The following is a 25,319-nucleotide window of genomic DNA, read 5'->3' as shown; positions in this document are numbered from 1 at the left end:
GCGGCCTTGGGCGCCGTTCTCCAGCGCCGCGGACCACAGGGGTTGCGGGAAAGTTGCGAGGTGTCCGGTCTAGGCCCGGTTCGGTGGTGTGCAGGTCACAGGTAGCTCCAGGTTCTGAGTTGCAGGACAACGGAGTGGCAACGCACTCCCGCGAAATCCACCGGCTCGGCACGCATGACCTGCACGCCATCGGTGCTGTCGTCGCTGCCTGCCAGGGGACCGGGCTGGCACACGCCACCCAGGGTCGGATCGGCTCGCACCAGGGCGCGGAACTGCTCGACCAGGTCGTCCAGCAGCAACTCGCTGGCCTGGGCGTCGGCGATGGCCAGGTAGCCATGCAGCGTCCATTGGTGCACGCTTACCGTGCGGGCCGTGCTGCTGCCGTGCTCGACCGTGCTGCTTCTGCGCAGCCACCAGCCGCGGACATGGGCCGTGCCTGCTGCAGGCGGCGTATACGTGAACAGGGCGGCCAGCTCGGCATCGCTGGCGGCATGGCGTTCGCGGTCCTGTACAACGCCGATCTGCGGCACCGAGGCCAGGACGGACACGATGGCGTTGCGATGCTGGGCCAGTGCATTCATGGGCGCAGCACCGGAAAGGCCGCTGCCACGCTCGCCGCAGCCTCGGCCACGATGGGCCGCAGATGAGCGGCAAAGAGCAGGAACAGTTGTGCGATGGCGTACATGGGTCACTCCGTTGGGGGACGCAGAAAAAGATGCGTCGTTGCGATGGAGTGACTGTGCCGAGGTAGGCAAAAATGAATAAGGCCTGCATATGCAGGCCCGGTTTCAGCGTCCACAGGCGCGCGCCTTCTCAGGCGCAGCGGACCTGGATGCCAGGCACATGTGCCTTGGCCCGGCACATCCCAACGGCCAGGCAAGCGCAAACGTCCTGCCGCTCGGGTAGGCACGGACGCACGAAAGAGGAGGACGAGAAAGGCCGAGAGAAGACGGAAACGCCCAGGTCGCCTCAGGCCTGCGGCAAAGTCTCTGGAGCGGTGCCGAGCGGCACGGCCCGGGGGCTAGAGTTCTCCGCCGTGCCAGAGAACCCGGCCGCAGATGCGCAGCCGGTTGGCCGCTTCGCCTTCCAGAACCTGGGGCGGATAAGCGGGGTTGTAGCTGACGATGCGCACACCGCCCGTGCTGAAGTCGCGCTCCAGCAGCTTGACGTAGTTCTCACCCTCCAGCTCGATCACATAAACACCATCCTGGGTCAGCGTATCGACCGAGGTGTTGACCAGCAGGATGTCGCCGTCGTTGATGCGGTCCGCCATGGATCTTCCACGGGCACGCACGATCTTGGCGTTGTGTCTGCCCAGCCCCTTGGACTGCAGCCAGGACGAACGGAAGGCGAAGCGGCCTATCACCTCGTCAGGGCCGTTGACGGCCCCATGCCCTGCGCTGACGTGCGCATCGAGCATCTCGATCTGCGTGAACTCGTCTTCGGCCGCCCCACCATGCCGAGCGACAGGCTTCGCCGCGCCCGTGCCGTTGAAATACTCCAGCGGCCGGCCCGCTCGCTGCGAGGCCCGCAGCAGTTGCCGTGCTGGCACTTCCCCGCGCTTGCGCCATGTCCGCACCGTTTCAGGCTGAACCTCCATGCCGGCCATCCAGTCGGGTCCCAAGGCTTCAGCCATGCGCGCCAGTACCTCATCAACGTTGGATGTAAGCGCATCAGTCACAGGTTTTGCAGGCATGGCGAATCTTGACAGTGGTTCGTTATGGACCAAGAATATGGTTCAAATTGAACCGTTTCCTTTTGAACCAAGAGCGTACAGCCAAAATGCATTCCGAACACCATCCGGCACCTGTCTTCCAGGGCTTTCGGCCTGCTGCCCTGCCCCCCACCATCGGCATACCCACGCCCGCAGCAGCTGCCATTGACCCGCGCCATGGCACTTGCAGTGATCTGCTCCCGCCCCTGCTGCAGGACTTCGAGCGCCTGATCGGACTGCAGCCCACGATGGCCTTGGTGCAGCGCTGGGGTGGGCTGCGCATCTACGTTCCCACGCCGGACAAGGTCACACCCGAGCATCCCTATGCGGCCACCATAGGCGTAAAAGCCTTGCTCCAGCTCGCCCGTGAGTATGGAGGCCTGCCCCACTTCCAGCTGCCCAGGGCAGCGCGCGCACTGCAGGCACTACGCAACCAGCGTATCGCCGCAGACTACGCCACGGACAAGACGGCCCGGCAACTGGCTGCCGAGCATGGGATTACGGAAGGCCAGGTGGGGCGCATCGTTGCGGCGCTGGGCGTGACAGCACCGGCCAGGCGACGGCGCAATCTTGCCGGCTGAGCACTGCCACCGCGAAGAAGCAAGGCCCTGGTCGCAAAAAAGCCACCGGCGCAAGCGGGTGGCTTTGCTGCAGAGCGGACCCTGGGGTCCGCTGGGCCGTGTTCAGACCATCAAGGCCAGGCTGGCTTCCAGATGCTCGGTCGGCAGGCGGCGGAAACCCGAGCGTGCGTAGCGCTGCAGGCGGCCCAGCGCAAACGACGTCAGCACGCTGGCGGCGACCTGGGCATCGACCGTCGGGGCGGAGGAGCCCAGCGCACCGGCGGCGGGGCGCAGGCACTGGCGCAGCGTGGATTCGATGCGGTCGAAGAACTGGTTCATGCGGGCCTGCAGACGCTCGTGCTCGAAGACGATGGCATCGCCCACCATGACGCGCACCATGCCGGGGTTGCGCTCGCCGAACTGCAGCACCAGCGAGATCACGCGGCTGGCCTGGCGCATGCCATCCACTGCGGGCCGCTCTTCCTCCGGCACATCCCGCCCGACGATCTGCTGCACCAGCGTGAAGACGGATTGCTCGATGAACTCGATCAGTCCTTCGAACATCTGGGCCTTGCTGGCGAAGTGGCGGTACAGGGCCGCCTCGCTGACGCCCAGGTGAGCGGCCAGCGCTGCCGTGGTGATGCGTTCTGCGCCGGGCTTTTCCAGCATGGCCGCAAGCGCCTGCAGGATCTGCTCGCGCCGCTCCCCGGGTTTGGGGCGTTTGCGCGCAGGCGTGGGGGCGGAAGCGGAGGCGGCTTCGTCGGAAACGACATCAGCGCCAGGAGCGGATAAAGGCGACAGGACTTCAGACTCGGACATAAGCAGATCAACTATTTGTAAGTAATTCTCTCACAGCCCTCGGCGGCAACTCCGCACAAAGCTGTCCCCATGAGCGCAACCGTCAGGATCGCGTCCCTGTTGGCTGCGCTGCTACTGTTTCCGAGAGCACGGCCGGCATTTGCAATGGAAGCTCCAAGCGTACCAGCAGGCCCTTGCCCTGCGCGCCAGCGCCAAAGGCCAGAGTGCCCTGGTGCAACAGGGCGATTTCATCGGCAATCGCCAATCCCAGCCCCGTTCCATCGCCGGACGCACCCTGGGCGCGGTAAAAGCGCTGCGTGATCTGCGAGCGCTCGGCCTCGGGCACGCCGGGGCCATCGTCCTCGATCTCCAGGAAGGCCCACCCTGGCGGCTCATCCGCAGACTGCCCCGCGCCATGGTACATGCCGCAGCGCAGCGTGACGCTGCCGCCGGGCGGCGTGTACTTGATGGCGTTGTCCACGAGATTGGACACCAGTTCGCGCAGCAGCCAGCTGTGGCCCCAGACACTGGCCGGAGCAACGTCAAGGCCGAAGTCCAGCCCCTTGGCGCTGGCCTGGTCGAAGAACATTTCCAGCATGCTTTCGCACAGGTCCTTGAGGTCCACCTGCTGCAGCGGCTGGACTTCGGCATTGCGGGCGTCGGCACGTGACAGCGCCAGCAGCTGGCGTGCCAGCTGCGAGGTACGCCGCGTGGCGTCGCGCAATTGCTCGATCTGCGTCACGCTGAGCACCACCTGGGCCTCGGTGCCCTTGCGCCTCGCTTCGGCCTGGGCAGCCTGCGCGCTCAGCGCCCAGGCCTCGACCTGGGCCTGCAAGGCCGCCAGAGGCGTGCGCAATTGATGGGCGGCATCGGCCACAAAGCGCCGCTGGCCTTCGGCCTGGGCGTTGACCAGTGCAAACAATCGGTTGAGCGAGCGCACCAGCGGGCGGACCTCGGCCGGCGAGCTGTGCTCCGAGATGGGACTGAGGTCGCGCGGCGAGCGCCGCTCCACAGCCTGGGTCAGGGTCAGCAGCGGCCGGAAGGCCCGGCTGACCGACCAGTAGATGGCAATGCCAGCGCCCGCGATCAGCAGAACGCTGGGCAGCAGCACATGCAGCAGCAACTGGCGCACCCATTGCTGGCGTACGTCGCCACCGTCGGCCAGCACGAGCACCATTTCACCGGCGCCATAGGTTTCGGCGCGCATGACGGCCACGCGGTAGGTCAGGCCGTCATGCTCCTGGCTGTGGAACTCGGCCAGCGGCGTGGAAGGCACATCGAAGCGGATCCAGGTGTCGCCGGCAACGACATGGCCCTGCAGGTCGCCCACGGCATATCCGACGTCGTTGCCGCGCTGGCGCAAGACTTCCTCGATGGCGGGCGTCAGCGCGACCAGCGGCGGCGTTCCCTCGGCAATCGACGGTGCCAGCACGGAGTCGGCCAGCGCGGGCAGCAGGCGCAAAAGGCGCTGGTCATGCTGGGTGGAGGCCTCGTCTGCCGAGCGGTAGCCGAACCAGCCGCCCATCAGCGCCAGCAGCGTCAGCGGCACCACCAGCAGCACCAGCAGGCGAAGTCGCAGATTGGCTGTCATGGGCGGTCAGCGCCTGGGGCCATGCGCCATGTCCGCATCAGGCAACGGTATGCGAGAGTTCCAGCCGATAGCCGAAGCCCCGGATGGAGCGCAGGGCCACGCCGTGCGGCTCCAGCTTGCTGCGCAGGCGAGAGACATAGACCTCGACCGCATTGGGCGTGATCTCTCGGTCCCAGCCCGTGAGCGCCTGCAGCAGCTTGTCCTTGCTGGCGGGCTTGGGCGCGTGGATCAGCAGGTATTCCAGCACGGTCCATTCGCGCGGGCCCAGGTCGATGGGCAGCAGCTTTCCCTCGCTCTCATCGTCTTGCGCAGGCTGGCGCGCGCCGGCGCGGCGGCCTGCCGTGTCCAGCTCGATGGGCCCGAAGCTGAGGACGGCCGATGTGGCTGCCTGTGATCGGCGCAGCAACGCGCGCAGCCGGGCCAGCAGTTCAGGAAGCTCGAAGGGCTTGACCATGTAGTCGTCTGCGCCCTGGTCCAGGCCCTGCACGCGGTCCTGCAGCGCATCGCGCGCCGTCAGAATCAGCACGGGCATGGCCGAGCTCTCCACCGCGCTGCTGCGCAGGCGGCGTGTGAGCTCCAGCCCGTCGATACCGGGCAGGCCGATGTCGATCACGGCCAGGTCGAAGGCTTCCTGGGCCAGCACCTCCAGGGCGCGCTCGGCACTGCCGACCCAGTCCACGGCATACCCCGCATCGGACAGCCCCAGCTTGATGCCGCTGGCCACCATCACATCGTCTTCCACAAGAAGCAAACGCATATCAAACCTAAAAAACAAAAGCCGCCCAAAGGCGGCTTGCAGCAGACCGGCCCAGGCCGTCAGACCACGCCCGGGCCATGCGCGATGGTAACGCGAACCGCAAAGTCCGCGCCATCGGGCCTCAATGGCTGCGGATCATGGTGCCGTAGGCCTGGTCGGTCAGGATTTCCAGCAGCATGGCATGCGGCACGCGGCCATCGATGATGTGCACGGCGTTGACGCCGGCCTTGGCGGCATCCAGCGCGCCGCTGATCTTGGGCAGCATGCCACCCGAGATGGTGCCGTCGGCGAACAGGGCGTCGATCTCGCGCGCCGTGAGGTCGGTCAGCAGGCTGCCTGCCTTGTCCAAAACGCCGGGGGTGTTGGTCAGCAGCACCAGCTTTTCGGCCTGCAGCACGGTGGCCAGCTTGCTGGCGACCACGTCGGCGTTGATGTTGTAGCTCTCGTTTTCCTCGCCAAAGCCGATGGGGCTGATCACGGGGATGAAGGCGTCATCCTGCAGCGCGCGCACCACGCTGGGGTCGATGGAGACGATGTCGCCCACCTGGCCCACGTCGTACTCGATGTTCGGATCCTTGTTGTCGACCATCTTGAGCTTGCGTGCGCGGATCAGGCCACCATCGCGCCCTGTCAGGCCCACAGCCTTGCCACCGGCCTGGTGGATCAGGCCCACGATGTCCTGCTGCACCTCGCCGGCCAGCACCCATTCCACGACTTCCATGGTCTCCGCGTCGGTCACGCGCATGCCCTGGATGAACTCGCCCTTCTTGCCCAGGCGGTTCAGGGCCGTCTCGATCTGCGGCCCGCCGCCATGCACCACCACCGGATTCATGCCCACCAACTTCAGCAGCACCACGTCTTCCGCGAAGTCGGCCTGCAGGGCCGGATCGGTCATGGCGTTGCCGCCATACTTGATGACCATGGTCTTGCCATGGAACTTGCGGATGTAGGGCAGGGCCTGGGCGAGGATTTCGGCCTTGTCGCGGGGGGCAATCGAGAGGATATCGTTCATGGTGCTAGCCCGGGGGCGTGGAAGTAGTCAACAACAAGGCGGGCATTGTGCCGCAACTGCGCCGCAGTGTTGCATGCCCGGATGACGGAACGCCCATGGCGCCCGGTCATCATCCATTGTTCTGCATCCAGCCCGGCAGCTTGAAGCGCACGATGGCCAGATAGGCCACCACGTAGCTGACCACGAACAGCAGGCAAAAACCCACCAGAACGGGCGTATTGCTCCAGAACAGCAATGCCGGCACCACGGTCAGCAGCGTGAAGGCCCACAGATAGGGGGAGGTCCGGTTATTGCGGCGAAGCATGCGCCGGGCCAGATCATCGTCGAACACACCGCGCACCATGCGCCGATAGATAAGCTGGTGGAAATGCAGCGCATCCGCCATGCCCGGCGACATGCCGCGCATCAGCTTGCGGTAAATGGAAAACACCGTCTCCCAGACCGGATAGATCAGCAGCAGCATGGGAAACCATGGAGAGACTGCGGAATTGCGCTGCACCAGGGCGATGCTGGCCAGGGCAATCGCCAGGCCCCAGACATAGGCTCCGCCATCGCCGGCAAACATCATGCCGCGCGGGTAGTTCCAGACCAGGAAGCCGCAGGTGGCGGCGGCCAGCGTCACCAGCATGGCGGCCAGCGTGCGGTCGCCCACCTGCAAGGCCACATGGGCCAGCGCCAGGCAGATGATGGTGGCCACCATGCCCGCCAGCCCGTTGTAGCCGTCGATGATATTGAAGGCATGGGGTAGGCCCGTCAGCGCCAGCACCGCAAGGCCCATGCCCAGCCAGGGCATGGCAGGACCCAGCGCCTGTTCCAGCCAGGGCCAGCCGAGCCGAGGCACGGTGAGGCCGCACAGCAAAACAGCCAGCACGGCGCTCAGCAGGGTCAGCACCAGCCGGTAGCGCACGCTCAGGCGCTGCGAGACATCCTCGATGACGCCGCCGACCACGGCCGGCAGCATGGCAGCCAGGCATACGACGACCCACAGCTGCATGCGCAGCGACGAAGGATCTCCGCGCATGCTCAGCCAGGTGCCGACTCCCCAGGAGACAGCCAGCCCGAGGTACATGGGCACGCCCCCCAGCCGGGGCACCTCGCCCATGTGGAAACGCTGAGGCTTGTCGTATCCGTAGGAGGACGTTGCGGACCGCCGGGCCCAGCGCAGCAGCAGCGCACAGCCGATGAAGGAGACCATGAAGGCCAGTACCGACATCCAGATCACGATGGTTCTCCACGCAGGCTGCGCAGCGAGGGCGCTGCCTGCGGCAGGGCCCTGGCCTTGCGGTAGGCCGGCCGGCTCCACAGCCGCAGCAAACTGGCCACGTGCCATGCGCCGTGGCGCAGGCTGCGCCGACTCGCCCTCTGGCCCGCATGGACCACAGGCAAACCGCCGCGCCTGAGTTCTCCGCCCAGCACCCGCAGGCGAAGGCACAGATCCACATCCTCACAATACATATAGAAACCTTCGTCAAACCCACGCAGCCGCAGCCAACTGTCCCGGCCCAGCACCAGGCAGGCCGCATTCACCCATTCCACATGCCGCTCCACGCGCCCGCGCAGCTTGCGCCGCAGCAAATTCCACAGCGATGGCAGCTCCCGTTCGAAATCCTGCAGCGCGCCGTCTTCACCGATCTGGGGGGGATAGGCCAGGGCCAGTCCCGGGCGGGCCACCAGCGCCAGAAGGTCTTGCAACGGCTCCTCCTGCTCGCTCCAGAACACATCGGGATTGATCACGCAGACAAACGGCTCCCGTGCGCTCGCCAGCGCCCGGTTGTGGTTGCAGCCGAACCCCAGAGGCTGCGCATTGCGCCGGATCTCCAGAGCAAAGGGCCAGCCGGCCACGGGCGCCTGGGGCTCCGCCTCGGGAATGTTGAGCGTCAACACCACACGGGACACCGGAGCAAGGCGCGCCGAAGCCAGGCACTCAAGCAGCCTCTGGATATGAGCGCCATGTCCGTGGCTCACCACCGACACGACCAACGATGAACCCATCAATGCCGCCCTTCAGATCTTCAAATTCCCGCACGGGAATCACGCGCCGCAGAAACGGCGGCACAGAGTATTCCGCCGACGGCCTTCGTCAAGCGTCAGCGGCCATGCCGTAATGCAAAAAAATGCAACAGCCGCGCAATATGTCATTACCCGGCCATGCCATGCAGTCACTGCAGTGGCCGGCATTATGATGCGCGACAATCTGCCGCCCGGACTTCCGGGATTTTTTGCGCCCTGACGTGGGCGCAGCTTGCTGCCCGCTGCGGACTGGCCAAGGCCGTCTGGCGTGAATGAATATGGCCGCGGCACCTGCTCCCAGCGGAGAGATTGCCCGGCACCCCTTTTCCTATGACCACACCCATTCCCGATCCCCACGTCTACCTGCGCACTGTCGATCTGAACGAGCGCACGTCGCTGTCCGTGCTGGCCGGCCATGTCCGGGCCCAGGCGCACATACTGGATCTGGGTTGCGGCAGCGGTGCACTTGGAGCCTTTCTCGCCGAGCACAAGCAATGCGTCTGCGACGGCGTCACCCTGAGCCAGGAAGAGGCACGCCATGCAGCGCCCTTCTACCGCCATGTCCATGTGGCCGACCTGGAAGACTGCGACCTGGACCAGCTCTTCGGCGAAGCAAGCTATGACTACATCGTCTGCGCCGACGTGCTGGAGCACCTTCGCCAGCCCGAGCGCATCCTGGCTGCATGCCGCAAGCGGCTGACGCCCGAAGGCCGTCTGCTGATCTCCGTGCCCAATGCAGGCTACAGCGGCCTGGTGGCAGAACTGCTGCATGGCGAATTCCGCTACCGCGAAGAAGGCCTGCTGGACCGCACCCACCTGCGTTTTTTCACGCGGCGCTCGCTGTCGCGCTTTCTGGCCGAGCAAGGCTGGCAGGTGGACGACATCGACACCATCGAACGGGCGCTCCCCGAATCCGAATTCCGCGTCGCCTACGACAGCCTGCCCCCTGCCGTTGCCCGCCACCTGCTGGCCACGCCCGATGCACTGGCCTACCAGTTCATCGCCAGTGCCGCCCCGGTGGCCCAGGCACAGGCCATCGAGCCGCCGGTGAACTATCCACAGGCACATGCCCTATTCACGGCACAGCTCTACATGGCACGCGCTGGCCGCTATGACGAAGAAAGCAAGCTCTCCACCACGGGCATCATTGGCCAGGCACGCCAGACACTGCGCTTTGCGCTGCCCGACCACAACACTTCACTGAGCCATCTGCGTCTGGACCTGGCCGACCGGCCGGGCTTCATACACCTGCATCGGCTGGCCTTGCTCGATGCGCAAGGCGCCGTCGTCTGGCAATGGCTGCCCGAGGATTCGGACGCTGCCCTGCTGGGGGAACGCCCGCATCATCAGCTCGTTTGGAATGGACTTCATCCGGCAGGCGCCTTCTCGCTGATGCTGCTTCTGACCGGCGATGACCCCTGGTTCGAACTGCCCATTCCCGCAGAAACCCTGGCTGCACTGCGTGGCGCCTCGCTGGAGATCGAGATGGGATGGCCCATGTCGGCCGACTATCTGGCGCTGGCGGGCGCCGTGCAGCCGCTTGAACGGCAGATCGCGCAGGAGCGCAGCCGGGCCAATGATCTGCAGGATCAACTGCACACCCAGCAACTGGTGCATGAACAGCAACATGCGGAAACCCTTAGCCGGCTCGCCAATGAGCTTCAAGGACTGAATGTTGAGATTCAGCACAAGAGTGACTCCATCAAGGGCCTTTCGCATCGAAATGCTCTGCTAGAAGAGAGCCACGCGGCACAAAGCAAGGAACGCGCCATCTGGCAGCAGGAGGCCACCCGCGTGCAGCGGGACTTCGCGCGCCTGGAGCAGCACCTGCGCGATATAGAGAACTCCACCGTCTTCCGGGCCACGCGCCCTCTCGTCCACGCCAAGATGCGCATTGACCGCCTGCTGGGCCGCACGCCCGTGCCTGCCCCTGTCCTCCACACACCCGTGCCCCAGCCGATGCCGCAGCAGCCCGTCGATGTGATCGTGCCCGTGTACCGCGGCCTGGACGACACGCGCAACTGCATCGAATCCGTTCTGGCCAGCCCCTGCCGCACGCACTGGCAACTCGTGGTCATCAACGATGCCAGCCCGGAGCCCGAAGTCACGGCTTGGCTGCGCGAGAAGGCTGCGCAGGAGCCCCGCATCACTTTGCTGGAGAACGAGGAGAACCTCGGCTTCGTCGGCACCGTCAACCGCGGCATGGCGCTGAACACCGCCCATGACGTGCTGCTGCTCAACAGCGACACCGTGGTTGCCAATGACTGGCTGGACCGCATCCGCCAGGCTGCCTACGGAGATGCACGCATCGCCTCCGTCACTCCGTTTTCCAACAACGCCACCATCTGCAGCTACCCGCGCTTTTGCGAGGGCAACGACCTGCCGCCCGGCATGGATACGGCCGCCATCGACGCACTGTGCGCGCGCACCAATCCCGGCCAGGTGGTGGACGTGCCGACCGGCGTGGGCTTTTGCATGTACATCCGCCGCGACAGCCTGAACGCCGTCGGCCTGTTCGACACCGAGCACTTCGGCAAGGGCTATGGCGAGGAAAACGACTTCTGCCAGCGTGCCGCAGCCGCTGGCTGGCGCAACCTGCATCTGCTGGACACCTTCGTGCTGCACACAGGCGGCGTGAGCTTCGGAGAAAGCAAGAGCCCGCGTGAACGTGCCGCCATGGAAACCCTGCGCAGGCTGCATCCGCGCTACGAAGCCGATGTCATGGCCTTCGTCCAGGCCGACCCTGCGCGCACGGCACGCCTGGCGCTGGATGTGGCACGCCTGCAGGCCGAGGCAGCGCAGCAGCCCGTGGTGCTGGCCGTGCTCCACGATCGGGCGGGCGGCACCGTGCGCCATGTCCGCGAACTGGCGCAGTTCCTGCAAGGCAAGGCACTGTTCCTCATGCTGTCCCCAGCCGCAGGTGGAGTCGTGGTCCTGCGCCGTGCCGAAGAGAAGGAAGCCTTCGAGCTCGCCTTCCGCATCAACGACCAGATGGAGGAGCTGGTGCAGGCCCTGCGCCAGCTGGGCGTAGTGCACGTGCACTACCAGCATCTACTGGGCCACAGCGAAGCCATCCTGGACCTGCCCGCACGCCTGGGAACGGCCCATGACTTCACGGCCCATGATTTCTACACCTACTGCAAGAACATTTCGCTGACCGGCATAGACAACCGCTACATCGTGCCGCCCCGCGCGGGCGAATGCGGCTGCTGCGAACCAACGGACACAGCCCCCTATGCCGGCACCGTGGCCCAGTGGCGCCACCGCAATGCGCTGCTGCTGAACAACGCGCGCCATGTGCTGGCCCCCAGCCAGGACACGGCCAGCCGGATCGCCGGCTTCGTGCCCGGCGCGCGTGTTCAGGCGGTTGCCCACACCGACCTGCCGGCACAGCTGCCGGCTCCAGCGGCACGCACATTGCCGGCCCCGGCCCCACTCAAGATCGTCGTGCTGGGAGCCATGAGTGCCATCAAGGGGGCCGACGTGCTTGAAGCCGTGGCCATCGAAGCCGCCAAACGCGGAGCTCCTGTGGAATTCCATCTGCTCGGCTATGGCTACCGCAGCCTGCAGACCCAGCCACGCGCACGCCTGACGGTGCATGGTGGCTACAAGGAAGAGGAACTGCCTGCGCTGCTGGATTGGCTACAGCCCGACCTGGCCTGGTTCCCCGCCCAATGGCCGGAGACCTACAGCTACACCCTGAGCGCCTGCCTGGCCGCCGGGCTGCCGATCGTCGCGCCCGACATAGGGGCCTTTCCCGAAAGGCTGGCGGGCCGCGACTGGTCCTGGGTCATGCCCTGGGACGCCAGCACCGCCCAATGGCTGGACTTCTTCGTCAAGGTGCGCCAGGAGCAATTCATCCCCCAGCAGGCCCCGGATGTTCAACCCGCCGGCGGCACTACCCAGGCGCTGCCTGGGCAGGATTTCTATTCCCGCAGCTACCTGCAAGGCCTGCAGCCCCCGGAACAAGCCCTGCTCCAGCCTCTTCCCCCTGCCTTTCTGTCCACCCACCACGTGCAGCACAAGGCACATGTGGCAAGTTCCCTGGCGCTTACGACCCTCATGAGGCTGCGTTCAATGCCCCTCTTGCGCGGCTTGGCAAGGCGCATCCCCGCGCATTGGCAACGGCGCGTTAAAAACTGGCTGCAGGCCTGAGCCTGACCGGGACAAGCGACAACCAAGTGGGGCTTGCCCTGGGCTACGACCCAATCCACCGATCCAGCCCTGGACCTTGCCAGTTGCCGTGAGGCAAGGTCCAGATCGCGCACAGGTTGACAACGCTGCTCCGGCCATGTATCCCATTCGCCAGTCACTCTACATAACCGTTCATCAGATAGCAGCATTGCTGAGTGCCATGGTGCTCTGCTGCTTTTCATGGCCGGCGGCTGCGGCCGATGCTTTGCTCCACGATCAGGGGGTACTGGAAGAGGTCCATTTCGACGCAGCCAAACAGCAATTGATCGCCAAAGGCTGGAGCGGGTCAGCGCGCAGCCAGGCCTTTCCCACCCAGGCCTCGATCTTCCTGGACGAGCGTCTGGTCTACCAAGGCCGGCTCAACGCATTGTCCTATCCCAGACCAGACGTCGTGGCGGCCACAGGCAACCCGGGCTGGGCCAACTCAGGATTCCACATCCGCGCCCCACTCGACCTGGACATGGCTTCCGGCACCTACGCCGTGCGCATGAAAATCATGACCACGGATGGACAGCACTTTGATCTGTCGGTTCTGGACAAGGCCCGGCAGATCACGCTGCACCAGCCCGCCCGTGCCAGCTCGCCATCCAGAGCCGGCGCACTTGTGGCCTTCGCGCTGCCGGCGCTGGTCCTGCTGCTGTCCCTGTCTGGCTGGCAATCCAGGCTGCGCATTGACGCAAGGGCCTTTGGCGCAACGACCGCAGCGGCCTTCATCATTCTGGTAGCAGGCGGTTGGACCGGCTCCTCCGTCTCCCTGCTATTTCAGAATGACGAACTTGTCATACATGATGAGAAATCCTGGATTGGCTCCCCCCAGATCATTCGCAGCGACGAATGGCAGGTCATCACCGCAATGGCCATCAGCCAATACCAGGCCGCCGCACCCGGTCTCCTGCTGAAGCGCTTCGAGAACACCAGCACGGCTTTCTCCAGCGCCGGCCACAACATGAACACCGTGGGCATGAGCGGTGTGCCTGTCTCCAATCTTTCTGCGCTCGCCAAGCCAGCCACCTGGGGCTTTTTTGCCCTTGACTTGCGAAGGGCCCTCGCGTGGTACTGGTGGTTCCCTTACTTTGCCGGATTCGCGGCCTGCCTGTGGGCCCTGGTACGCATCGCACAGCTGCGCTGGCAGCCAGCAGCCGTTCTGGCACTCAGCGTGAGTGCATCACCCATGTCCTTGGGGTGGTCGGGTTGGCCTGTTTACATCCTGTTTTTCGCACTGCTCGCCTTCGGCATGTTCCTGACCGCCTGGACGCAGCAGTCCATACGGCAGGTGCTGCCCCGAGCCCTGGTGGCAGGCTGGGCGCTGGCTGGCTTTGCACTCACCCTGTATCCGGCCTGGCTTGTGGTAGTTGCCAGCTTGCTGGGGCCGCTGGCCATTGCCTGGCTGTACATGCGCCGCATGGACTGGCGCTGGAACTGGCATCAGGCATTCCTCGCGGCGGTCATGGCGATTGTGACGGCCCTCCTGCTCTACACATGGTGGCTTCATGCTGCAGACGCCGTTTCGTCGATTGCCGCCACCGTCTACCCGGGCAAGCGCATGGAGACCGGGGGATACATGGACCCCTGGTACCTGGCCCGGGGACTTTTCGGCCCGGACCAGATGTTCCACATCACCGACATGCTAGTCCCCAGCGATGCCGGCTCCTACATCTTCCTGGCCATTCCGCTGGCCTTGCTGTTCGCCTGGCAGCAAGCGCAGGGCATGCGGCAGCGCACGCCACTGCCACTGGATCTCATGGGAGTCATATGCCTGGTTTTCATCTGCTGGACGCTGTACTTTTCATACCATGGCGTGCCTCTCTGGCTGGCTCAGGCGACACAATGGGCCAAGGTCCCGGTCTACCGCACGGATATCGGCCTGCTGCTGGCACAGACCTGGCTGCTGGCCACAGTGCTCGGCAAGCAGTGGCCTGCCCAGCCCGGGATCCTGGAGTCCAGCCAGCCCCTGACAGCAAGGCCGTGGCAGTTGCCGACACTGGCGGCAATGGGTGCCGCAGCCTGCGCCTGGTTGGCAGCCTTCACCTATTCCACGCTGCCTGTGGCGATCTCCGAGACCATCAGTCCCGGCGTAGCCGCCATCACGGCCGCTGCCTTCGCCATCCTGGCCCTGCTGTTGGCAAACCGGCAATTCGTTGCAGCGATGGCCATCTACATGGTTTGGATGCTGGGCACGGCTCTGCCCTTCAACCCGCTGCTGCAGGCGCCTGCGCATGTGGAGCCTGGACAGGTCTTGAGACAGCTGGACATCGATGCCACCTCAGGCCAGGCCCGCTGGGTAGTGCTGGACGATCATCGCCAGGCCATGGCACTGGCGGCATCCGGTCTCAGGATCAGCTCCGGCATCTTCTACCACCCACCTCTGGCTTTCTGGGAGAAGCTGGACCCCGGAAAGAAATACTTCGGCACCTACAACCGCTATCAGCACCTAACCATAGAAGGAGCCGAACTGCAAGGCACGGATTTCGAGCTGATCCTTCATAGCCTGGACCATGTGCTGCTACGAGTGAACACACGCAGCTTCGATTTCTCGAAGATTGCCGCGACCCATATCGCGGCGCCGCGGCGTCATGAACAAGGTCTGAATCAGAATCCGCACCTGCGGCGCCTGAAGTCCGAGGGCAACTGGAGCTTCTACCGGACGGTCGATTGACACAGAGACCCGGAGCCGCAGCCCCTTGCGGCTAGCGTTTTCCCAGCAGCAATAGGATCTCGTTGTTGCGCAGCCAATCTTCGGGATAGCGGCCCTGCAATGCCTCTGGGATGGGCATGTCCACATGGCGCCGCTCCTCGCGCAGCACATCGAAACCGGCCTGCCGGGCAATATCGATCAGTTCATCGGCGGTCAGCCGGTTCAGCGCCTGATACTCCTTGAACACAAAGCGCTTGTAGCCATCCACACCGAAGTCCGCAAAGCCGAAATCCACTTCGGCGGCATCCAGAGGGCCCTCGTGCTTTTCTATGATGCTCCACAGCTCCTCTTCCGAGGCTATCAGATGGTGCCAGGGCACATCGTCATAGCGGCGCAGATGCGAGCCCCAGGGCGAATGGAAAAGGGGCTCGATCTGCAGGAAGAACACGCCACCCGGCCGCAGGCAGGCATGCAGGTCTGCCAGGATAGGCAGTACCTTGTCCCGCTGCACATGCTCGAAAGTCGACCAGCTCAGCAAGCCATCGTAGCTGGCATGCCGGCCAGCCAATGGCGAGTTCGGTTCGATGGTCTCGAAGCTCAGCGCCGCGGGAATGCGCGACATGCCCAGTTGCTCCCGCGCGATGCGAGGCAGCTTGGAATACTCCTGGCGGATATCGATGCCATGGATGGAGGTGGCGCCATGGCGCAGCACCAGCGCCAGATCAGTAATGCCATCACCGCAGCCGAAGTTAAGCAAGCGGACCCTGGACAGGTCCAGCGACCGCCCCAGCCAATCATGGGCCAGATCGGCCGCATAGTTGAAATGCGCACGGAACCATTCATCCGTGATCTTGCTGGCATCCCATGCCGCCAGCCCGAACAACCGCTCCTGCAACCGCAGCATCCAACTCATGCAATCGTCCTCTTTGTTTTCTCAATAGCCCCGATACCGCTCACCGCCGCTGCAACACATAGGCATCCTGGTGGTTCCAGAAATGCACGAGCGAGCGGTGGCGCAGCGCATCGCTGCCCCAGGTCTCGGCGATGCGGTCCAGCACGAAACGCTCGGAGGTGAACGCCGTGCCGTACTCATTGGCATCGATGGCATTCGACTCGCTGGAAGGAGCGAAGAAAAATCCATCATCATCCAGCTTCACGCTATCGAAATTCGCCGCCTTGACGCCATGGGTACTGAATACCAGCAAACCGCCCGGCGCCACTGCATCGCGCAATACCTGCAGCCAGCGAGTCCAGGTCGAACGCGGCAGATGGCTGAACAGCGAAAGCACAAACACCAGTTCGTACTGCCGGGGCCAGCATACCTGCTCCGGCACGCTGGCCGATGCAAAGCCCTTCACACCAAAGGTCCGCTGCGAAAAATCCACGGCATCGGCCACGATGTCCGAGACCGTCACACGCTCCGCCCCCAGCGCCTTGACCAAGTGCCGTGTGAAGCGGCCATGGCCGCTGGCAAACTCCAGCACGCTGGCAGTGCGCAGCAAAGGCCTGTCCACGGCCTCCAGCAGCAGCATGAGCTCGGACAGAGTGCGCCAGCCATCGGCGAAATAGTCGCGCAGTGGATTCACACTGGACGGATGGCCTCGGAAGAAACCAAAAATGTCGTCCTTGGGCGAAATCCTGCAATCCAGACCCATGATGTTCGAGAACGAGCCCACAAGGCCATGGGTTTCGATCAAGGCGTGAGCCTGCAACAGGCTGTCGTCTCTTTCACGAGCCCTGACCAGCACCTGGGCGGCACCTGCGCGGTCTCCCTGCTCCAAAAGTTGCTGCGCTTCCTGCAGCAGTCGCTGGCCTTCACTCGGGGGATTCGAAGAATTGTCGGATGTCATGGGGTGTGGATTATGGAGCCAACGACAGGCAGCCGTGTATCCCGCCGTACGGACTCAGCTCCAGTGGTGGGGCAGCCGCACTAGGCCCGGCAAGGGCTTGGGGAAGATGAAGCGCAGGTGCAGGAACTGGAACCACTCGTCGTAGACGGCCAGACCCGTCTCATCGAACAGGAAGGCGCTGATCACATAGTCTCCGCTGTGCAGCGGCAGTTCCGGGAAGGTCAGAACGGTCTGCCAAGTCCCGTCCGGCAGTTGGCGCGGGACGGCCCCATCCTCGTGTGTGGCCAGGGAAGTGATCCCCACCCCCTTCGACTGCTCGATCATGAAGCCGATATGGGGCCGCTCGTTCCCCCGGCCGCGCGCCGTGATAGTAACGACCAGATCCTGGCTTTGCAAAAGACCAGGCTGATCGCCCACAGGCTCGGCAAGGTCCTTCACATCCACGGAAAGAATGCAGGCCGAGCCGCTGTCCGCAGCAGCCACACGCCCTGCCGGCACATCACAGACAGGCGCAGCCTGAGCCGACTGCGCTGTCTCGCTCTCGGCTGCGCAGTCCCCGCCGCCGGCCAGGGCCTGCTGCTCGCGCTCCTGGCGCTCTCGCGTATGCAGGTCATAGGCCGCCAACACCTGCTCGGTATCGCCGAACTGCGCCACCTGCCCCCCGCGCAGCCACAGCGCGGCATCGCACAGATGGCGGATGTGGTAGGGACTGTGCGAGCAGAACAAAATCGTGCAGCCGCTGTTGCGGAACGCCATGATGCGCTCTATGCACTTCTTCTGGAAATGCTGGTCGCCCACAGCCAGCGCCTCATCGATGATCAGTACATCAGGCTGCACGGCTGTCACCAGCGCAAACGCTAGGCGCACGGTCATTCCTGAGGAATAGGTTTTGACCGGGCGCTCCATTGCTTCGCCCAGTTCGGCGAAGGCCGCGATCTCGGGTTCGAGTTCACGCATGCGCTCAGGGTTGATGCCGATGAGGCTGCCACCGAAATACAGGTTGTCCCGTCCACTGAAATCGGGATGGAATCCCGCACCCAGCTCCAGGATGGCCGTCACCCGGCCCACGCGTTCTATCTGTCCGCAACTGGGTTGCAAGGTCCCCGCCAACAGCTTGAGCAGCGAACTCTTGCCAGCACCGTTGTCGCCGATCACGCCAATGCACTGGCCTCGGTGCAGTTCGAAAGAGACATCGCGCAACGCCCAGTGGCTGCGGTGCGTGGCCGCGCCCGTCAGCAGCGCCTTGAAGCGCGCGCGTGGCGACGGATACAGCTTGTACTCCTTACCCAGGCCCTGCACACGCAGGACCAGGTCGCCGGGCAGCTCCACATGCTTGGCATTCATAGCCAGTCCACCAGTTGATCGCGGCTGCGCCGCACCAGACCATTGAGCAGCACGGCCAGCACCAGTACCCAGGCCCCGATCGCCACCCATACTGCGGCTTGGGGCCACAGCCCTTGCAGCAGCACATTCTGGTAGCCCAGCACCAGCGCGGTCATGGGATTGGCCCAGAGCACCCAACGCCAGCGCTCGGGAAACAGGGCCAGCGGAAACAGGATGGGCGACAGATAAATGCCCACCGACAGCAAAAAGGTCACGAGCTGGCCCACGTCGCGCAATGCCGCCGTCAGGATGGCCAGCGCATAGGCAAGCAGCGCACACAGCAGCAACTGGCCCAACAGCAAGGGCACCAAGGCCAGCAGCGACGAATTCAAACCATGCTGCGGTAAGTAGGCCAGGGCCACCAGCAGCAGCAGCGGACCGAAGATCACGCTGCTGGCCAGCACGGCACGCAGGGGAAAGAGCACCGGTGGCAGCGGATTCTTCTGCAGGATGCCACCGGCCTCCACCAGACTGTTCATGCCCCGTGCCGTGGCATCGCAGAAAGCCATCCAAGGCAAGGCCCCCACCACCAGGAAAGCACCCACGGCATGCGTAGGCGCGTTGTCGCCCAGGCGCATGGAAAAGACCACGTCGAACACGAGGTAGTAGGCGGCCACTGTCAGCAATGGCTGTAGATAAGGCCAGAGCACGCCTGCAGCAGTGCCCGCATGGCGTGCGGCCACCTCGCGCCGGGTCATCACCCATAGCAGCCCACGGGCCCGCCACAGCGCCACGCATTCATCGACTAAAAAGCGCATCAATCCCTGCGATTCTTGAACATGGTGAAACCCCAGGACCTGGGCAGTACAAAGGCCCCGCCCGCACGCATGTGCGGGGCGGGGCCTGTCATTTCAGCAAGCCACACAACAGGCCGTGCCAGCCCAGGAGCCAGTCAAAGCAAGCTGTGGAGTGTACTTAAATCAGGGCTTGGCCGTTGTACTCGCCGATGCGGGCTTGCCCGCAGCATCCAGCTGCTTCTGAAACTCAGCCGCATAGGCTTCGACCGCAGCCTTGTCAATCTTGGCGTCCTTCTGGATCTTTTGCACCATCTCCTGGCGCGCATCGCGCTGTGCCGAGCTGCGCACTTCGCGCAGTAGGGCCGGACGGACTTCCTCGAAGAGTTTGGTCCCAGCGGCACGGTGCTCTTCCAGCTGGATGATATGGAAACCGAACTGGGTAGCCACCACATCGCTAAGCTCACCCTTCTTCTTCAGGCCGAAGGCTGCGGTCTCGAAGGCCGGGACCATCTTCCCCTTACCGAAGAAGCCCAGGTCCCCACCCTTGGCCGCGTTGCTCTTATCGGCCGACTCCTGCTCTGCCAGCTTGGCGAAATCAGCGCCATCGCGCAGTTGCTTGAGCAACTGTTCTGCCTTGGCCTTGGCCGCGTCGTCCTGGCCCGACACCAGGATATGTCGCACGCGAACCTGCTCTTCTGCCTTGAAGCGTTCGGGCTGGGCCGCGTAGATGTTGCGAGCCAGGCGCTCGGCATCCTGCTCCGAGGGCGCATGCTTGCGATCGAATTCGGCCAGCATGGCATCGGACAAAACCTTGTCGCGCATGATCTGAATGGCAGCCTTCACTTCCGGCCGGTCGCCCAGGCCATCCTTGACAGCCTGCTCCGCCATTACGCGGCGCACATGGAGGTTGCCGGCGATCTGCTCTACAGACTGGGGCTTGGAGTAGAGCTCGGCACGAACATGTTCAGGCACGCGCAGTATGCCGTCTGCCTTGATGTCATCGGCTGTTACGGCCACACCATCCCCCTGGACCAGGGGCGCGGCATGTGCCGCCAACATAAACGGGCTGGTCAACACGACCAGAGACACACAGGTCAGATGACGAAATCGGCGAATGGAGTTACTCATGGTCACACTACATCAAAAATAAAAAAGGCGGGAGTTGCCTCCCGCCTTTTTGTGATCACTTACGCGTGATGAAGTTTCCCGCTAATTAGGGAACATTGCGCGTGAAGCGGTGGGGCCAAGTGATACCGTAGGTACCAACGGTGCCGGCAGCAGCTTGGGGGTTCGTCAGCTTGATGAACGAGCTACCCAGGATGGGCAGGCCAGCAGTGCCGTTGGCCGTGGAGACCACAGCCCAGCCGTTTTCGTACGGGCCTTCATCCACGTTCTGACGGGCAACCGCAGCGCCCAGCACCGAGGTGTTGGCGTCCTTGAAGGTCAGCACGCTGACTTCGCCGCAGAAACGGACGACAGCAGCTTCACCGGGGGTGCTAGGCGAGAACACGGGCTCTTCAGCACCAGGTTCCGGAGTGTTTTCCTCACGGTCCCAGAACTGCTGACCATCAGCCTTCACGCAGATGTTGCCGGCGGTGTCCACCGAAGTGTTGGCACCGTGGAACCAGTTGGTAGCGCCAGGCACAGCGGGAGAAACGATTTGCTTGGCGAACACGCGGTAAGCGTTAGCGTTCGTGGCAGCTTCGTAGTTGGCAGCAACTTGGTAGCGACGTGTGGGCATGGAGAACACCCAGTCAGTCTTGGCCGACACCACGGTGTCCATAGCGTACTGGTTGGTCACCGACGTCACGGCGATGGCCGAAGTCAGGTTGTCAGCCTGCACAGCAGGAACCACAGGGGTAGACGTGCCAGCGCTCACCGTGTAAGGGGTGGACATGTCGGGCAAGTCATAGTTGCGAGCAACAACCGTAGCCGTAGAGGGCTTAGGCGAGTAAGTGCTCGCAGTCGCATCATAGATGAAACCAGCAGCCAGCAGCGGATCGGACGTGTAGTTAGCAATGTTACCGGTGGCAATGACCGAGTTCGCTTGAGGGAAGTGCACGAAGTTGCCGCGGCCATTCACGCCAGCAGGGGTCTTGGCAGCAACAGCGGTGGCAGCACCAGCGAACGTGGTGGTTTGGGCCACGTTCATGATGTACCAGTCACCCATCAGGCCACCGGTAGGCGTATCAAAGCCAGCGGCACGAGCTTCTTGCTCCACCGTGTTGGTGCTGCCTGCGGGCACAACCGAGAAGTCACGCACAGCGATGGAGTTCAGGAGCTTGCGTGCATCCGAGCCGTCCACGGCGCAAGGAGCATTGCCCTTGACGTGCTTGATGGCGTTGTACAGGTCCTTGGTCCCGCTGGCAGTCGCCGGGATGTCAGCCATGTTGAAGATTTCCAGATAGCCTTCGCGGGTCTGGTTGGCCTTCTCACCGGTGCTGAGCCTGCTGTTCAGGCGCTGGGTGTTGAAAGGCGTAGCTGCGCCCTTGGCGATGGCGGGGGCCGTGCAGGTGCCGTCGTTGGTCACCAGTTGGGCCACGCCACTGGCGCCTTCGGACACGGCGCCGGTCCACACGTCGCCAGGCGACAGGAACAGCTGGAAGTCCAGAATATCGTCGGAGTTGCTAGCGCCGCGGAAACGCACCTTCACGGCCTTGCCGTTCTTGGTGTCGGTGTTGACCACGTGGAACACGGTCGTGTTGCCAGCTTGAGCATTGAAGTAAGGCACCAGCAGCATGTGACCCATGTTGGAGGGGTCGACTTGCAGTTCGGTAGCGTCGGTAGCCGTCAGGTTAGCACCGGTACCAGGGATCACGGCAGCCGAAGCGGCGCCAGCGAAGCCCAGGCCACCAACCATGGCGGCAATGCTCAGGGCCAGAACATTTTTCTTCATAAAACTATCTCCAGTAAAGAAAAGAAAGGGGCGTTGTTCATCTAAAGCCGCCACCACGAAAGATCGCCGAGGAATCGTAGCACAGCTTATTCGTCCACCTGCATCGCTTTCCAAGGGACTGCCAAGCATTTTTGAAAAAAAACAACACCCTGCCTGGTTCTGATGCAGGGTGCCGAGTGTACACCTGGACACAGCATGGGGAACTTGGCCAGACGCCAGGAACACAGGGCCTTACTGCGGCATCAGCCACCACTGGCCTTCGTCCTTGATCCAGATCTCCTTGATGATCAGGGGAACCGGTGTGTCCTTCATCAGCGGAATATGGGTCACAAAGTTCTTGCGAACTTCGCAACGCTCCGGCAAGCACTCGATCGTCACCACCTCGCCGCCCTTGAGCACCGGCACGGCTCCATAGGACAGGCGGTACTTCTCGCGGTCGTTGATGGCACGGTAGCCCGGTGAAGTCAGGGCATAGGCCTTGTCCACATCGCCCGACAGGCGTGCCTTCCAGTAGTCGGCAGAACGCTGGGTCACGGCCGCCTCGGGAGCCTGCGCGCCTCCCATGCTGGCGCAACCCGCAAGCACCCCAGCAGCGAACAAAACCGCACAAGCGCCACGCAATCTTACATGTATTGGTTGTTTCATCTTACTTTTTTCCGTTGGTTGCATCTCAAGGCCTTGAAGCGTCCAGGTCTCAAGGCTTGGTTGACTGACGCGCGGGAGCGTCTGCAAGTTCCCCCGAAGGGGCAGGCGCTGACGACGAAGGAGACTTCAATAATGGAGTGAGCGCCTGCATGTAGTCGCGCAATCCTTCCGTGACCTCGCGCACGTCCACATCGGTGCGCACCACGCGGGGCGTGATGATGACGATCAGTTCGGTACGTGCGCCAGAGTTGTTAGTGGAACCAAATAGATTTCCGATCACTGGCATGTCGTACAGGTAAGGAATACCGGCTCGTCCAGAACTGGAGTTCTCCTGGATCAACCCCCCCATGACAATGGACTCACCCGACCGCACAGCCAAGCGACTTGCTATTTGACGTTGCAAGAATGAGCGCTGGCCAGTGACCTTGTCCTCTGCTCCCACGTCTGTCACCGACTGATTGACCGTCATGGTGACAAGATTTCCAGCATTGACCGATGGTGTGACCTGAAGGTTGACACCCGTATCTTTGAAAGCATAGTTGCTGATGGGAGTACCCGATGTTCCTACGACCGTAGTACCTGACTGGTAGGGCTGCTGTGTACCCACGGAAATCGCGGCTTGGTGATTGTCAAGCACCATCAGAGTGGGGCTGGCAACCACTTTGACCTGGGTCTTACCTGCCAAGGCTGTGAGAACAGCCTTGATATTTCCCAGGGAATTCTTGAGGGTGTAGTTGAAGCCCTGCCCCAGGAGAACGCTGCCAAGCCCACTATCCGTCATTGACGAAGCGCCAGGCCCAGCATTAGTTCCTCCTGCTTCAAGCACCCCCCCGTTGCCCGAGTATCCCTTGTTGCCCACATCGCCACTAAAAGCCCATTGAAGGCCATACCGCAGCGTATCGTTGAGTGTGACCTCTACTATGCTCGCTTCGATCAGCACCTGTGTCGGCGGCAAATCCAGCTTCTTCAGCGCAGCCTCAATGCGCTCGAACTCAGCAGGAGTTCCCCAGACCAGAACCGAATTATTGAGTTCATCGGCCATGACGCGGATACCGCCCACATTGGCCACCGTGGAGCCCGTGCCCTGCGTCTGTCCCGTGACCCCAGTCTGTCCAAAGCCCGTGCCGCCCATGCGAAGGCCGGTGCCCGTGCTGCTGCCGAACCCACTGCTGCCGAACCCACTGCTGCCGAATCCGCTGCTACCGAAGCCACTGTTGCCAAAGCCACTGTTGCCGAAGCCACTGCTGCCGAAGCCGCTGTTGCCGAAGCTGCTGGTCCCAGTGGTCGAGGTACCCAGGCCCGGCGCGACACCGCTGTTGGTTGAACCCGTACCGGCTCCTCCCCCAAAGATACCGGCAAGCACCCCGGCCAGGTGTTTGGCATTGCCGTTGCGCACATGGTAGATGTTGAGCTGGGGAAGCGCGCCGCCGGTCCCCGGCTGGTCCAGTTTGGCGATCCAGCGCCGCGCCTCCTCCAGGTATGCGGCGCGCGGCGTGATGACCAGAATGCTGTTAAGCCGCTCTATGGGCATGATGCGCAGCGCGCCAAACATCGGGTTGCCTTCGCCCAGCCCCGCCGCCGCGGCCGCGTTGGCAGCCGCGCCCTGTGCAGGCCGGCCCGCCACCGAGCCAATGGCTGGGCCTCCTGCACCGGCAGCTGCGGCCGCCGCCCCACCGCTCATAACCTGCAGTGCGGTGTTCACCTCCTGTATGGACACATACTTGAGCGGGAACACGCCCACCGACATGCCCTCGAGCAGGTTCACGTCAAACGTGCGCACCATCTCCAGCCAGCCCTCGGCCTGGGCACGCGAGCCGTTCATGACCAGCATGTTGCGTACCGTGTCCACACGCACGATGGCATCCCCCGGCACCATGGGCCGCAGGATGGCTGCCATCTCGTTGGCCCCTATGTAGTCCAGCGGAATGATGATGGCGCCATAGCCCGGAGCCAGCGGCGCCGAAGCCGAGGCCTGGCGCACCGGAGCGCCCAGGCTCTTGAGCGCGTCGACTCGACCCACATGGTAGGTACCGCGCGCATCACGGGCCATGGCCAGCCCATTGGCCTGCAGGGCTGCTTCCAGCAGGTACAGCGCCTGGTCCCCGGAGATGTTCTTTTGCGTCTGCAGCGTCACGTTTCCGGCAATGGGGGGATGCAACACATAGTCCAGCCCCAGGATGTCGCCCATCACGGTACGTACCACCTGGGCCAGGGGCGCATCTTCGAAGCTGAGCTTGACCTGGGCCGTCTTGAGTACTGGCGCCGGCTTGGCATCTCCCAGCAGCTTGCCCGTGCCTTTCAGGATGCGGGGCTCGCTGCCGGCGTCCTTGCCCTCGTCGTCCTTATTGCTGCCATCGTCGCCACTGAAGATATAGCTTTCCTGCGGCCCAGTGGAACTGAAATGGCTGACGAAGTTGCTCCTTGGTTGCTGGGCGCACGCAAGCAGCAGTTGGCACACGGCCAGTGCCAAGGCGGTTTGAAGGGGTCTGTTATGCAATTTCATGGTGTTCGTGACCAGTCTTTCATTTCTCGGCGGG

The 25,319-nt window shown here is 63.6% G+C and carries 19 protein-coding genes; 3 read left to right on the top strand and 16 right to left on the bottom strand.

Annotation, left to right across the window (positions count from 1 at the left end; all coding sequences use genetic code 11):
* Nucleotides 1–95 precede the first annotated feature (95 nt).
* Both GRX31_RS12280 and GRX31_RS12275 read right to left on the bottom strand, forming a co-directional pair.
* On the bottom strand, nt 96–581 hold the full coding sequence (locus GRX31_RS12280) for a hypothetical protein (RefSeq protein ID WP_017405922.1): 486 nt from the start codon (nt 579–581) through the stop codon (nt 96–98).
* Nucleotides 582–1,021: 440 nt separating this feature from the next.
* Nucleotides 1,022–1,636: a S24 family peptidase gene (locus GRX31_RS12275; RefSeq protein WP_026062523.1), complete on the bottom strand. Its 615-nt coding sequence runs from the start codon at nt 1,634–1,636 to the stop codon at nt 1,022–1,024.
* Nucleotides 1,637–1,782: 146 nt separating this feature from the next.
* Here GRX31_RS12275 and GRX31_RS12270 point away from each other — a divergent pair, with 146 nt between their 5' ends.
* Entirely contained in the window at nt 1,783–2,295 is a 513-nt protein-coding gene (locus tag GRX31_RS12270) for a Mor transcription activator family protein (RefSeq protein WP_074920493.1), read from the top strand.
* A gap of 102 nt (nt 2,296–2,397) precedes the next feature.
* On the opposite strand, the gene slmA is transcribed toward GRX31_RS12270, so the two are convergent.
* The 6 genes from slmA to GRX31_RS12240 all read right to left on the bottom strand — a co-directional run bounded on the left by slmA (nt 2,398) and on the right by GRX31_RS12240 (nt 8,424).
* On the bottom strand, nt 2,398–3,093 hold the full coding sequence (slmA, locus tag GRX31_RS12265) for a nucleoid occlusion factor SlmA (protein ID WP_012203254.1): 696 nt from the start codon (nt 3,091–3,093) through the stop codon (nt 2,398–2,400).
* An 82-nt stretch (nt 3,094–3,175) separates the two neighbouring features.
* Entirely contained in the window at nt 3,176–4,663 is a 1,488-nt protein-coding gene (locus GRX31_RS12260) for an ATP-binding protein (RefSeq protein WP_016451814.1), read from the bottom strand.
* 37 nt (nt 4,664–4,700) lie between these two features.
* Complete coding sequence (locus tag GRX31_RS12255; protein WP_016446445.1) at nt 4,701–5,420, bottom strand: response regulator transcription factor; 720 nt, start codon at nt 5,418–5,420, stop codon at nt 4,701–4,703.
* 121 nt (nt 5,421–5,541) lie between these two features.
* A complete protein-coding gene (gene argB / locus GRX31_RS12250) occupies nt 5,542–6,432 on the bottom strand; it encodes an acetylglutamate kinase (protein ID WP_012203251.1) in 891 nt (296 codons plus the stop codon).
* A 109-nt stretch (nt 6,433–6,541) separates the two neighbouring features.
* Nucleotides 6,542–7,645 (bottom strand): glycosyltransferase family 4 protein, encoded by a 1,104-nt coding sequence (locus GRX31_RS12245; protein WP_016446446.1) that lies wholly within the window; start codon nt 7,643–7,645, stop codon nt 6,542–6,544.
* A 5-nt stretch (nt 7,646–7,650) separates the two neighbouring features.
* Entirely contained in the window at nt 7,651–8,424 is a 774-nt protein-coding gene (locus tag GRX31_RS12240) for a glycosyltransferase family 2 protein (RefSeq protein ID WP_016446447.1), read from the bottom strand.
* Between the two features lie 348 nt (nt 8,425–8,772).
* Here GRX31_RS12240 and GRX31_RS12235 point away from each other — a divergent pair, with 348 nt between their 5' ends.
* Both GRX31_RS12235 and GRX31_RS12230 read left to right on the top strand, forming a co-directional pair.
* Entirely contained in the window at nt 8,773–12,597 is a 3,825-nt protein-coding gene (locus tag GRX31_RS12235) for a methyltransferase domain-containing protein (RefSeq protein ID WP_160852924.1), read from the top strand.
* A 136-nt stretch (nt 12,598–12,733) separates the two neighbouring features.
* Complete coding sequence (locus GRX31_RS12230) at nt 12,734–15,292, top strand: DUF7657 domain-containing protein (protein WP_160852922.1); 2,559 nt, start codon at nt 12,734–12,736, stop codon at nt 15,290–15,292.
* A 31-nt stretch (nt 15,293–15,323) separates the two neighbouring features.
* Here GRX31_RS12230 and GRX31_RS12225 read toward each other — a convergent pair whose 3' ends face one another.
* The 8 genes from GRX31_RS12225 to gspD form a co-directional block, all read right to left on the bottom strand.
* The gene (locus GRX31_RS12225; protein ID WP_160852920.1) at nt 15,324–16,184 is read right to left on the bottom strand and encodes a class I SAM-dependent methyltransferase; all 861 of its coding nucleotides are present in this window, start codon (nt 16,182–16,184) and stop codon (nt 15,324–15,326) included.
* Between the two features lie 40 nt (nt 16,185–16,224).
* Nucleotides 16,225–17,121: a class I SAM-dependent methyltransferase gene (locus tag GRX31_RS12220; protein WP_160852918.1), complete on the bottom strand. Its 897-nt coding sequence runs from the start codon at nt 17,119–17,121 to the stop codon at nt 16,225–16,227.
* Nucleotides 17,122–17,175: 54 nt separating this feature from the next.
* A complete protein-coding gene (locus GRX31_RS12215; protein WP_160852916.1) occupies nt 17,176–18,465 on the bottom strand; it encodes an ABC transporter ATP-binding protein in 1,290 nt (429 codons plus the stop codon).
* Complete coding sequence (locus tag GRX31_RS12210; RefSeq protein ID WP_160852980.1) at nt 18,462–19,262, bottom strand: ABC transporter permease; 801 nt, start codon at nt 19,260–19,262, stop codon at nt 18,462–18,464. The genes GRX31_RS12215 and GRX31_RS12210 overlap by 4 nt, the downstream gene beginning before the upstream one ends.
* A 162-nt stretch (nt 19,263–19,424) precedes the next feature.
* A complete protein-coding gene (locus tag GRX31_RS12205; protein WP_237426667.1) occupies nt 19,425–20,369 on the bottom strand; it encodes a peptidylprolyl isomerase in 945 nt (314 codons plus the stop codon).
* Nucleotides 20,370–20,454: 85 nt separating this feature from the next.
* Entirely contained in the window at nt 20,455–22,137 is a 1,683-nt protein-coding gene (locus GRX31_RS12200) for a cell surface protein (protein ID WP_160852914.1), read from the bottom strand.
* Between the two features lie 231 nt (nt 22,138–22,368).
* On the bottom strand, nt 22,369–22,671 hold the full coding sequence (locus tag GRX31_RS12195; protein WP_160852912.1) for a hypothetical protein: 303 nt from the start codon (nt 22,669–22,671) through the stop codon (nt 22,369–22,371).
* A gap of 160 nt (nt 22,672–22,831) precedes the next feature.
* Nucleotides 22,832–25,285, bottom strand: a complete 2,454-nt coding sequence (gspD, locus tag GRX31_RS12190; protein ID WP_160852910.1) for a type II secretion system secretin GspD — start codon at nt 25,283–25,285, stop codon at nt 22,832–22,834.
* Nucleotides 25,286–25,319: the final 34 nt, after the last annotated feature.

It is taken from the genome of Delftia sp. CH05 (assembly GCF_009827015.1).
Classification (GTDB): Bacteria; Pseudomonadota; Gammaproteobacteria; order Burkholderiales; family Burkholderiaceae_C; genus Comamonas; species Comamonas tsuruhatensis.
This window is presented reverse-complemented; position numbering and strand designations above follow the sequence as displayed.